Source organism: Mesorhizobium sp. M0088, from assembly GCF_040322895.1.
In the GTDB taxonomy this organism is placed as follows: domain Bacteria; phylum Pseudomonadota; class Alphaproteobacteria; order Rhizobiales; family Rhizobiaceae; genus Mesorhizobium.
Genome location: NZ_JAMYUI010000004.1, coordinates 64,278 through 76,478, shown reverse-complemented (window position 1 = coordinate 76,478; position 12,201 = coordinate 64,278). Strand labels below are relative to the sequence as shown.

7 protein-coding genes are annotated in these 12,201 nt (G+C 62.7%); 4 read left to right on the top strand and 3 right to left on the bottom strand.

What is annotated here, in order from left to right; translation table 11 throughout:
• Positions 1-241: 241 nt before the first annotated feature.
• A complete protein-coding gene (locus tag NKJ67_RS06190; protein WP_352580823.1) occupies positions 242-2,386 on the top strand; it encodes a TonB-dependent siderophore receptor in 2,145 nt (714 codons plus the stop codon).
• Positions 2,387-2,470: 84 nt separating this feature from the next.
• Here NKJ67_RS06190 and NKJ67_RS06185 read toward each other — a convergent pair whose 3' ends face one another.
• Positions 2,471-7,261 (bottom strand): NAD-glutamate dehydrogenase, encoded by a 4,791-nt coding sequence (locus NKJ67_RS06185; RefSeq protein ID WP_352580821.1) that lies wholly within the window; start codon positions 7,259-7,261, stop codon positions 2,471-2,473.
• A 136-nt stretch (positions 7,262-7,397) separates the two neighbouring features.
• Between NKJ67_RS06185 and NKJ67_RS06180 the strand changes: the two genes are divergently transcribed.
• Positions 7,398-7,961: a peroxidase-related enzyme gene (locus NKJ67_RS06180; protein WP_352580820.1), complete on the top strand. Its 564-nt coding sequence runs from the start codon at positions 7,398-7,400 to the stop codon at positions 7,959-7,961.
• Between the two features lie 150 nt (positions 7,962-8,111).
• Here the strand turns inward: NKJ67_RS06180 and NKJ67_RS06175 are convergent, their stop codons facing one another.
• Positions 8,112-8,723: a LysE family translocator gene (locus NKJ67_RS06175; protein ID WP_127272477.1), complete on the bottom strand. Its 612-nt coding sequence runs from the start codon at positions 8,721-8,723 to the stop codon at positions 8,112-8,114.
• Positions 8,724-9,117: 394 nt separating this feature from the next.
• Between NKJ67_RS06175 and NKJ67_RS06170 the strand changes: the two genes are divergently transcribed.
• Positions 9,118-9,744 (top strand): DUF1062 domain-containing protein, encoded by a 627-nt coding sequence (locus NKJ67_RS06170; RefSeq protein WP_127267941.1) that lies wholly within the window; start codon positions 9,118-9,120, stop codon positions 9,742-9,744.
• 60 nt (positions 9,745-9,804) lie between these two features.
• Here NKJ67_RS06170 and typA read toward each other — a convergent pair whose 3' ends face one another.
• The gene (gene typA, locus NKJ67_RS06165) at positions 9,805-11,634 is read right to left on the bottom strand and encodes a translational GTPase TypA (protein WP_023811726.1); all 1,830 of its coding nucleotides are present in this window, start codon (positions 11,632-11,634) and stop codon (positions 9,805-9,807) included.
• A gap of 197 nt (positions 11,635-11,831) precedes the next feature.
• On the opposite strand from typA, the gene NKJ67_RS06160 reads away from it, so the two are divergent.
• Positions 11,832-12,113: a hypothetical protein gene (locus NKJ67_RS06160; RefSeq protein ID WP_245481835.1), complete on the top strand. Its 282-nt coding sequence runs from the start codon at positions 11,832-11,834 to the stop codon at positions 12,111-12,113.
• Positions 12,114-12,201: the final 88 nt, after the last annotated feature.

Genomic DNA, 12,201 nt, shown 5'->3' with positions numbered 1-12,201 from the left:
CGAAAACCCAGCAATTGGCTTTCGTCCGCGACGCGCGACCAAGCCCTATTTTTTCTCGTGGGGAAGTCGGACCGAAGGTCCGGCGCCGTCCTCCACCCCCTGCTTCGCAGCGATTGCCGCCGGCGCGAATTTCTTGATTATTTAAGTTGACTCTTTTTATCCAGTTTGACTAATTGCGCTCGCGCAGGGCCGGAAAGTCGCCGGTCGAACGGCTCGATATTGGTCTGACAGGGAATAAGAGATGACGATTGGTCGACAGGCATTGTCGCGCACTCAGGCAAGGCGATTGATTGCGAGCAGTGCCTTGATAGCGGCATCTTTTGGAGTGGTGGGGGCCGGCCGGGCCCAAGTGGTTTCGCCGGACGATGCAACTCAACTGGAAACCATCGTCGTCACCGGCAAGTCGGACCGCCTTGTCGGGCCCGATCAAACGATCGTCGCCGAGGATACGGCGACCGGCACCAAGACCGACACGCCCATCGTCGACGTTCCCGCCTCGGTTTCAGTTGTTACCCAGAAGGAACTGGAGGCACGCCATGTCGAAAGCCTCCAGCAGGCCGTGGCCTATACATCCAGCGTCCTCACCGACGAGTTCGGCAACGATGACCGATACGACTATATTCGTATCCGCGGTTTCGACCAGACATCGCTCGGCACTTATCGCGATGGTCTCACGGCGCGCATCCCCGCTTGGTTCACGGCCAGCCGTCTCGAGCCTTACGGACTTCAGCGCGTGGAGGTCCTGAAGGGATCGACATCGACGCTTTTTGGTCTCAACGGCCCTGGCAGGCTGGTCAATGCCATCACCAAGCGGCCGCTGGACCAGAAGCAGGGGGAGATTTACACGTCCTATGGCGACGGTACCAAGGAGGTTGGCGTTGATTTTGGCGGGCCGATCGACCCCGATGGGGTGTGGACCTATCGGCTCACCGGGCTGGCCAAGGATGGCGATCAAGGATGGGATTATTCCAACGACGATCGGCTTTACATCGCGCCCGCGTTGACCATCAAGCCCGAGGAAGGAACGTCGCTCACCATCCTGACTGACTATTACAAGCGAGATGGCACAGGCGCACGCGGCACCCCGGCTGGCGGCAATATCGACATCGGCACATTCCTGGGCGAGCCGGATTTCAACCGCTTCAACACGGAGCAGGTCGATCTCGGCTACCAGTTCGAGCACGAGTTCAACGAGAACCTCACCTTCCGCTCCAATGCCCGCTACACGCATTTGAGCCTCGACTACGCCGAGGTCTACGGCGCGTCGCTTGACCCCACGGCGGACCGCACAGCATTTTCCGTCGATGGCCTGTCCAACCGCTATGCCTTCGACAATCAGTTGCAATACGATACGGGCTGGGGCGGGATCGACAGCAAGACGCTTGTCGGCGTCGACTACGCCAACGACAATACCCGTGAAAACATTCTCTTCGGCACCGCCGGTCCCATCGACATCGACAATCCGACCTATTGCGGTCTGTCCTGCATCAATCTCGGCCCCTACGTGAACTGGCGGGTCAAGCAACAGGCGGTCGGTGTCTATGCCCAGGAGCAATTGACGTTTGACGACCGCTGGATCGTCACTCTCGGCGGGCGCTGGGACCGCGTGCATACGACGGCGGACTATCTCGACTCGGGAACGCAGGACGACGACACGGCATCCGCCTTCACCAAGCGCGCCGGCCTGACCTACAAATTCACCCCGAATCTCGCGGTCTACGCCAACTATTCGGAAAGCTTCCAGCCGCTCGTGGCGCCAAGCGCCAACGGATATGCGGTCTCGGGTTCGCTGAAGCCTCAAGAGGGCAGGCAGTATGAGGCAGGCATCAAGTACAAGCCCGACGGCTTCGACGGCCTGTTCACGGCCGCGGTCTTCGACCTTACCCAAACCAATGTTCCCACCTATGTCACGCCTGTTGTCCAGCAGCAGATCGGCAAGGTTGGCGTCCGCGGCATCGAACTCGAGGGCAAGGCCGCCATTGCGGAAAACCTGAACCTGACGCTTGCCTATTCCTACTGGGATGCCGAGATCCTGGAAGACGGTATTGGAGGAAATGCCGGCAATCGGCCGCAGCGTGTCCCTCGCCACCTGGCTTCGGCCTGGGTTGATTATACGCTACCCGAGGAGGGACGGCGTGGCGACCTGACCATCGGCGGAGGCGTGCGCTATATCGGACAAACCTACGGGGATGACGCGAACACGACTTCGATTGGCGGCTACGCACTGGTGGATGCGGCGATCAGCTACAAGATGACCAAGGACGTGACGTTGGCCCTGAACGCAACGAACCTGTTCGACCGGAAGTATTTGACAACCAGCTATTACGGAACCGAATTTTACGGCGACCGGCTGAAGATCGTCGGCACGCTCAAACATTCCTGGTGAGCTTTTTGAACGCCGGTTTCGAAGCGGATGGCATTCGAAAAGAGCCACACGCATCCGGTAATGCGTGTGGTGATCGTCGGCGGTTCACATCCCCGTCAGATCGCTCATCAGCCCCGACGCCACCGACAGCCGCGACACGGTGATGTCGCCGCCCTCGGTCAGCGCCTGCAGCCGCTCGCGGATGCGCGCCACCCGCTCGCCGCCGGCGTCCAGCCAGGCAACCACCGGATCGGCCGTCTTGGCGTGGCCGGTGAGTGCCGCCACCGCGATGCCGCGCCGTGCCGCGCCGATCGTGTCGGTGGCGCGCGACAGTGCAAGCTGATCATAGTAGTCCGAAGGCGTGATCGAGCGTGCGGCGTCCTCGACACGCGGGATGCGGAAGGCATCGCTGACGGCGAAGAACGCCTTGGCCGCGGCGACGATATCGGCGCCGGCGGTGCGCGCCGTCAGCGCGATGTCGGGGATAAGTTCCGCCACCTCGCTCAGCGCCAGTTGCCCGGCCAGCCCTTCTGGCGCGCCGCTCTTGAACAGCCCGTGCCGCTTCTCCTCGATGCGCTCGCGCGAGAAAGCCGGCAGCAGCGCAACGAGCTTCGGTTCCAGCGCCTTGCGTGCTTCCTGCAGCTCGGCGATGCGCTGGCCGAGGGGTGCCGTGCCGGCATCGTTCTTGAGGTACCAGCCGCTGGTCACGTAGATCAGGCGGCTGACCATCTGATAGAGATCGAGTTGCACCTGGCCGTCGATCTGGTTGTCGAGCGCGTCGATCTCGCGATAGAGCGCCGGCAAGGCAAAACCGTCGCGCACCAAGGCGAAGGTCCGCACCACGTCGGCGGCGGTGCGCCCCGTGGCTTCCTGCAGCCGGTTGACGAAGGACGGGCCGCCGCGATTGACCAGGTCGTTGGCGACGACCCGCGTGATGATCTCGCGGCGCAGCCGGTGGCCATGGATCTCAGTGGCGTATTTCTTCGCCATCCGGTCGGGAAAATAGCCCATCAGGTCGCGGTTGAAATGCGCGTCATCAGGCACGTCGCTGGCGACGATGTCGGAAAACAGCACGATCTTGGCATAGGCGAGCAGCACGCCGAGTTCGGCTCTCGTCAGCGGTTCGCCACGCGCTTCGCGCTCGGCGAGCGCTGCCGGCGACGGCAGCGTCTCCACAGTGCGGTCGAGCAGGCCGCGCGCCTCCAGCGCCGTCATGAAACGGCTCTGATGCGCGATGTCGGCGAGGCCGCGCTTGCGGGCGATCGAAAGCGCCAGCGTCTGCTGGTAGTTGTTGGACAGCACCAGCGAGCCGACCTCGTCGGTCATCTCGGCCAGCAGCTTGTTGCGTGCCGGGCGCGTCAACGATCCCTTGCGCATGGCGGATGCCAACGCGATCTTGATGTTGACCTCGAGGTCGGAACAGTTGACGCCGCCCGAATTGTCGATGGCGTCGGAATTGCAGCGGCCGCCATTCAGGCCAAACTCGATGCGCGCCCGCTGCGTGACGCCGAGATTGGCGCCCTCGCCGATCACTTTCGCCCGGACATCGAGCGCGGTGATGCGAATGGCATCGTTGGCGCGATCGCCGACTTCGGCGTTGGTTTCGGTCGATGCCCGCAGATAGGTGCCGATGCCGCCGAACCACAGGAGATCGACAGGGGCCTTGAGGATGGCGGTCATGATCTCGACCGGCGTGGCGGTGGTCTTGGCCAGGCCGATCGCCGCCGCCGCCGCCGCCGGCAAGGTGATCGATTTCTGGTTGCGCGAGACGATGATGCCGCCTTCCGACAGTTTCGTCTTGTCATAGTCCTGCCAGCTCGAACGCGGCAGCGCGAACATGCGCTCGCGCTCGGCCATCGAGGCTGCCATGTCGGGATCGGGGTCGATGAAGATGTCGCGATGGTCGAAGGCGGCGATCAGCCGGGTTTTCGGCGACAAAAGCATGCCGTTGCCGAACACGTCGCCCGACATGTCGCCAACCCCGACGACCGTGAAGGACGAGGTCTGGATATCGCGGTTGATCTCGCGGAAGTGCCGCTTGACCGCTTCCCAGGCGCCCTTGGCGGTGATGCCCATCTTTTTGTGGTCATAGCCGGCAGAGCCGCCGCTGGCGAAGGCGTCGTCGAGCCAGAAGCCGTGCTTCTCCGAGATCGCGTTGGCGGTGTCGGAGAAGGTCGCCGTGCCCTTGTCGGCGGCAACGACGAAATACGGATCGTCCGGGTCGCGTCTGATGACGCCGGCCGGCGGGATGACACCGTCGAGACCGATATTGTCGGTGATCGACAGCAGGCTGGAGACGAAATTCTTGTAGGCTGAGGTGCCGGCCTCGAAGATCGCGTCGCGACCGGCGCTCATCGGCAGCTTCTTCGGATAGAAGCCGCCCTTGGCCCCCACCGGCACGATGACGGCATTCTTGACCTGCTGTGCCTTGACCAGGCCGAGCACCTCGGTGCGGTAGTCCTGGGCGCGGTCGGACCAGCGCAGGCCGCCGCGCGCCACCGGACCGAAGCGCAGATGCAGGCCTTCGACCTCGGAACCGTAGACGAAGATCTCTCGCCACGGCCGCGGCGCCGGCAAACCCTCGACCGCGTGCGAATCGAGTTTGATCGCCAGCGACTGGCCTTTCTCTTTCGTATCGGCAACGAAATGATTGGTGCGCAGCGAGGCTTCGATCAGATTGAGATAGCGCCGGATGATGGTGTCGTCATCAATGTTCGGCACATCCTCCAGCGCGTCCTTGATCTTGGCCTTGAGGTGCTTTGCGGCCACCATGCCTTCGGTCTCGGCTGTCGGGCCAAGCCGGGCGATGAACAGCGCATGCAGGCCCCGCGCTATGTCGGGATAGCGATTGAGCGCGGCGGCGATGAAATCCTGGCTTTGCGGGATGCCCACCTGCTGCAGATAGCGGCCATAGGCGCGCAGGATGGTGATCTCGCCCGACCACAAGCCGGCGGTCTGGGCAAGGCCGTTATAGCCGTCATTGTCGACATCGCCTCGCCAGACAGAGAGGAAAGCGTCCTCGAACAGCGCGCCGCCATCGGTCAGGTCGATCGGCTTGCCGTAGCTGTTCTCAAGCTCCATGTCGTGAATGAAGACCAAACTTGACTGGTCGTCGCCGACCTCGAAGGTGCGCTCGCTGATGACGCGGAAGCCGATGTTTTCTAGCACCGGCACCCGCCGCGACAGCGCCACCGGGCTGCCATGGTGATAGATTTTCAGCGCCGCCTGATGCGGTTTCTGCTCGGCATGACGATAATAATCGATGGCGATCGGATTGCCGGCGCTGATCTTGGCAATGCGCCTGGCATCGGCCAGCGCCACCGCCGCGCTGAACGAATCGCGGTAGCTTTCCGGCAGCCGCGCGGCAATCGCCTTCAAAGCCTGGTCGCCGCCACTGGCCTCGGCCGCATCGGAAAGGGCGTCCTCCCAGGTACGCACGATGTCGCGGATCGCCGCCTCTATCGTCGCTTGCTCGACCTTCGGCGTCTTGCCGCCGGAGCGGCCGATGATGAAGTGCACGCGCGCCAGTCCGCCCTCGGGAAAGGCCGGGTAGTAGGCCGACAGCCGGCCTTCGAATACGGTCTTCAGATACGAGCCGATCTTCTCGCGCACGACGCTGTCGTAACGGTCGCGTGGCACGAAGACGAGGATCGAGACGAAACGGTCGAACTGGTCGGCGCGCACCAGCGCCCGCACGCGTGGCCGCTCGACTAGGCCCAGAATGGCAGCGGCGTGCTTCCTCAGGACCGGCACCGGCACCTGGAACAATTCGTCGCGCGGATAGCTTTCCAGCACGTTGATCAGCGCCTTGCCGGAGTGATCGTGCCGGTCGAAGCCGGACTTGGCGATGATGGTTTCGGCCTTGGACCTGAGATACGGGATCTTCATCACCGAGCGCGTGTAGGCGGTCGAGGTGAACAGACCGACGATGCGCAATTCGCCCGCGAGCGTGCCCTTGGCGGTGTAGGTCTTGACGCCGATATAGTCGAGATAGATGCGGCGGTGCACGGAAGACTTGGCATTGGCCTTGGTGACGATCAGCGGCTCCGGCCCATGCAGGAAGGCGCGGATCTCCGGCGTCGTCGTCACCGCTTCGGTGCCGCGCCTGAGCACCAGCACGTCGGGGTCGGACAGGATGCCGAGGCCGGGCTTTTCAGCGCGCTCCAGCGTACCGCTTTCTTCGCCGCCGGTGTATTTGAACTCGCGCATGCCAAGGAAGGTGAAATTGTCGTCGCGCAGCCACTCCAGGAAGGCGAGGGCCTCGGCAACGCTCTTCTTGTCGAGCGGCACGGCCGTATAGCGGAATTCCGAGATCGCCTGATCGAGGCGGGCCAGCATCGGCCTCCAGTCGTGAACGGCGGCATGAACCTGGCCAAGGATCTTGCGCAGCCGCTCGCTCAATCCGCTCGCCTGCTCTGATGTCAGCCGCGGGATGTGGACATGGATGACGCTAAGCCGGTCGTGGCTGCCATCGTCCTTGGCGAAATTGCCGTCGCCGAGGATTTCTTCCACGCCGCCCTTGCCGTGGCGCACCACGATAACCGGATGGGTGACCAGGGTCGGTTCGCCCGATGTCTCGGTGATCTCGCCGAGGATGGAATCGAACAGGAACGGCATGTTGTCGTTGACGACCGTGACAACCGTCATCGGGCGGCCGTCTCGCACAACGCCCGAATCGGCATCGACGGCGACGACGCACTCGCCTTTCCTGTGAGTGGCGACTGCCTGGCCGGCGAGATCGGCAGCCCGCTCCAGGTCGGCCACATCGTAGGGAGCAATGTCTTCAGCTGGCGCGCGGGCGAGCAGATAGTCTGCAAGCCTGGCCGGCCTTTCCTCCGCTTTAATCGCTGCCGTGGCTTTTTTCTTCGGCTTGCTCGCGGATTTCACGCTGGCCATGACGCACGTCCCTCCCGTCGAATGCTTTTACGATTATGGTAGCAGATGACCGCTGTTTGGCGACAAAGGTTTGACGGCTTGCCAAGAATTATCGGAATTTGGCGACAAGATGCCGCGCAACGAGGAGAAATGACCCATGACCGGCAAAATCAGCCCGCTTGATCTTGGCCAGGGAGAGCTGAGCGAGGCGACAAAAACCTATTTCGCCAAATGTGAGGAGAAGCTTGGCCTCGTCCCCAACGTGCTCAGGGCCTATGCCTTCGACGACAGAAAGCTGCGCGCCTTCACCGACATGTACAACGATTTGATGCTGGGTGAGTCCGGGCTGACCAAGCTGGAACGCGAGATGATCGCGGTCGCCGTCTCCTCGATCAATCATTGCTACTATTGCCTGACCGCGCATGGCGCGGCGGTGCGCCAGCTCTCCGGCGACCCGCCGCTCGGCGAAATGATGGTGATGAATTTCCGCGCCGCCGATCTTTCGCCCAGGCAGGTGGCAATGCTCGAATTCACCGTCAAGCTGACGCAAGAGCCGGCCAAGATCGTCGAGGCAGACCGGGCCGCGCTGCGTCAGGCCGGCTTCACCGATCGCGACATCTGGGACATCGCCTCGACCGCTGCCTTCTTCAACATGTCGAACCGCGTGGCCGCGGCAATCGACATGCGCCCGAACGACGAATACCACGCCATGGCACGGTGAATTTGCTTTCTTCTCCCCTTTTTACGGGGAGAAGATGCCGGCAGGCAGGCGAGGGGCGGCACCAACATCCGTGAATGGAGGGCCAACTTTGCGCTGCCCCTCACCCGACCCTTCGGGACACCCTCTCCCCGTAAGCGGGGCGAGGGAACGTCACCGAGCAGCGATCGCCGCCGCGGCGCCGGCCATCGTCGTCGCGCTGACGCGGTTGGCGATCTTCATGGCGCGTTTGCTCTTCAAAAGCTTGCGCGCCTGTGATGCGGCGAGCACCCAGGCGAGATCGATGGCGACCAGCACCACGGCCATGGTCGCCGTCAGCTCGACCCAGCCGACGATGCTGACCGAAGCGAGGTCGATGATGGTCGGCAGCAGCGCCAGGTAGAACATCATGATCTTGGGATTGCCAAGCGTCACCGCCATGCCGGCGAAGAACAGCTTTGCCGGAGAATCCTCGCGCGGCATCTCGCCCCCTTCTGCATCGACAGGCGCGGTCCACATTTTCCAGGCGAGGTAAGCGAGATAGGCGACGCCGACCCATTTCACCACGACGAAGGCGAAATGGAAGGTCTGCGCCACGACAGCCAGGCCGAACACCGCCAGCGACAGCCAGATGCCCTCGCCGATCCACATGGCGAGCAGGAACGGGAACACGTCGCGAAACCCTTTCGAGATAACGCGCGCAACGAGCGCCGCGATCGAGGGGCCGGGCGAACCGGCGGCAACGAACAAAGCGGCGGCGAAGATCAGGAGCGAGGTGGGGTGCATAACCGGGGTCTCTGGTTGAAAACCTTCGATTTCGGATATTAGCGCAAGTGGCTCGGCTGCGGTAGCACCGACAAAAGACCCTTGTCGGTCCAGCATCTCGCGGCTAGAAAGGCCGCCGCGAAACAATTTTGAGCGTCACTTTGCCTACGTAGCCGCCGGTCTCGTCAACTCCCCCGACACACTGCATGACACCGCATTCGCGGTGTCTGTTTTCATTTCATGTGTTCTTCTGGGCGGCGGTTCGAGACCGGTTTGGCACTGCTGAACCGTTGTTGCGCGCTGCCGCCCGTGACATCCGATTTCCGATCATAGCAAGCGACCGCCACGCCGCGCCCGCATGGGCATCTCGACATCGCCGGCCTGATGAACTTCCCGACGGGAAGGGCTTATCGGCATGTCTGGACTCCAGCGTATCCACTGGGCAATCGCGCCCAAGACCGCACCTCGGCCGCTCATCAGCTGCAGTCGTTGCGGCACTGTGAAGGCCTATTGCAGCAGCGGGAAATTCCGCGTCAACGCCAACGGCAAACGCATCGACGTGTGGCTGATCTATCGCTGCATCGACTGCGACAACTCCTGGAATTTCGGCATTTTCGAGCGCTGCAACCGCCGCGACATCGACCCGACGCTGCTGGCGGCGCTCGAACGCAACGATCCTGCACTCGCTCACCGTCATGCCTTCGATGTAATCGCGTTGCGCAACCGGATCGGGCGCGTCGAGGAGTTCTCCGATGTCAGCATTCACAAGCGCAGGCTCGGCGACACCGGGGAAGCCGCGACCGTGTTGGAGATCCAGCTTGGACTGGAAATGCCGACATCGCTGCGACTCGACCGGCTGCTCGCTGGCGAACTCGGCATCTCGCGATCACGGCTTCAGGCGCTGGAGGAGAGGCGGCTGCTCATCGTTGACCCGGATGGCGCAAAGGCCCTGCGCAAGCCTACCCGCGCGGGAATCGCGATCCGCATCGATCTGGCCGGCGAGGCCGATCGGCAGGCCATCATCTCGGCTGCCGGTGGATGAACGAAAAAGGGGCGGAACACTGGTTGCTCCGCCCCTATCGACTGTCGGAAAATAGAGAGCTTACGCCGCGCCGACCACCTTGGACGACTTCTCGAACCGCTTGCGCTCGTTCGGATCGAGATAGAGCTTGCGCAGCCGAATGGTCTTCGGCGTCACTTCGACCAGTTCATCGTCCTGGATCCAGGCCAGGGCGCGTTCCAGCGTCATGCGGATCGGCGGCGTCAGCTTGACCGCCTCGTCCTTGCCGGCGGCACGGATGTTGGTCAGCTTCTTGCCCTTGAGCACGTTCACTTCAAGATCATTGTCGCGGCTATGGATGCCGATGATCATGCCCTGATACACCTTGACGCCCGGATCGATGACCATCGGGCCGCGATCTTCCAGGTTCCACATGGCGTAGGCGACCGATTCGCCCTGTTCGTTGGAAATCAGCACGCCATTGGTGCGGCCCGGCAGCTCACCCTTGTAGGGCTCATAGGCGTGGAAGAGCCGGTTCATCACGGCGGTGCCGCGCGTGTCGGTCAAAAGCTCCGACTGGTAGCCGATCAGGCCACGGGTCGGCGCGTGGAAGACGATGCGCTGGCGATTGCCGCCGGACGGGCGCAGTTCGACCATCTCGGCCTTGCGCTCGGACATCTTCTGCACGACGACGCCGGCATGCTCCTCATCGACGTCGATGACGACTTCTTCGACCGGCTCCAGCAATTCGCCGTTCTCGCCCTTCTGCATGACGACGCGCGGACGCGACACGGCGATTTCAAAGCCTTCGCGGCGCATCGTCTCGATCAGCACGGCCAGCTGCAATTCGCCGCGGCCGGAGACGAAGAACGAATCCTTGTCGGGCGATTCCTCGATCTTCAGCGCGACATTGCCTTCGGCTTCGCGCAGCAGGCGGTCGCGGATGACGCGGCTGGTCACCTTGTCGCCTTCGGTGCCGGCCAGCGGACTGTCGTTGACCAGGAACGACATCGTCACGGTGGGCGGATCGATCGGCTGCGCATGCAGCGGTTCGCTCACGCTCGGGTCGCAGAACGTGTCGGCGACGGTGCCCTTCGACAGGCCGGCAATGGCGACGATGTCGCCCGCCTGCGCTTCTTCGATCGGCTGGCGCTCAAGGCCGCGGAAGGCCAGGATCTTCGAAATACGGCCGGTTTCGATCTGGGTACCGTCATGATGCAGCACCTTGACCGGCTGGTTGGCCTTCAGCGTGCCGCTCTCGATACGGCCGGTGATGATGCGGCCGAGGAACGGATTGGCTTCCAGGATGGTGCCGATCATGCGGAACGGGCCGGGATGAACGGTCGGCTCCGGCACATGCTTGATGACGAGGTCGAACAGCGGCCCCAGTTGCTGGTCCTTGGGTCCTTCCGGATTTTCCGAAACCCAGCCATCGCGGCCTGAACCGTACAGAATCGGGAAGTCGAGCTGCTCGTCGGTGGCGTCGAGCGCCGCGAAAAGGTCGAACACCTCGTTGACCACCTCGACGTGACGGGCGTCCGGACGGTCGATCTTGTTGATGACGACGATCGGCTTCAGGCCGACCTTGAGCGCCTTGCCGACGACGAACTTGGTTTGCGGCATCGGCCCTTCGGCTGCGTCGACCAGCACGATGGCTGAGTCCACCATCGACAGGATGCGTTCGACCTCGCCGCCAAAATCGGCGTGGCCGGGGGTGTCGACGATGTTGATGCGGGTATCCTTCCAGTCGACCGAAGTCGCCTTGGCCAGGATGGTGATGCCGCGTTCCTTTTCGAGGTCGTTGGAATCCATGGCGCGCTCGGCGACGCGCTGATTGTCTCGGAAGGAGCCGGACTGCTTCAAAAGCTGGTCGACCAGGGTGGTCTTTCCATGGTCGACGTGCGCGATGATCGCGATATTACGGATTTTCATGTTCTGGTCTCGGAAGCGTTGCAGGCAGCAGGCCAAAAGGCGCTGCCTCTTTCGGTTGCGCGGCTCATACAGGGTTTTTCGCAGTTGCGAAAGAGGAGGAGCGTCACCAAATACTCATCAAATCTTAAGCATCTGCGTGTGAGATGATTTTGTTAACCAAGGCGGGAACCCTTTGGGGCCCGGGCAGTTCAAACGTCATGACCGATAAACTCAACCGATTCTGGCCGCTCATCGCGTCTGTTGCCTTCGCCGTCCTGCTGGCGGCCAACGCCGCACAGTCAGCCGCGACGATGAAGGAATCACGGCCTGCCTTGCCGTCAGAGGCACAGTCGGCCGAGCAGATTTTCGCCGACGCACCGGACGGCGTCGACCCGATGGTGACCGGCCCGGTCAGCGCCTCCTTCAAGCAGCGGCAGGACGCCGCCAACTGCGACAGCGCCGTCTGGCCGAATATTCCCATGGTCTGCTACCCGGACTAGTCAGCGCTTCACCCCCCGCCCCGTCTCGCCAGCTTCGCTTTGCGAAGCCGCCGCCGACCTTCCCCACAAGGGGGAGGGTTGAGAAGCG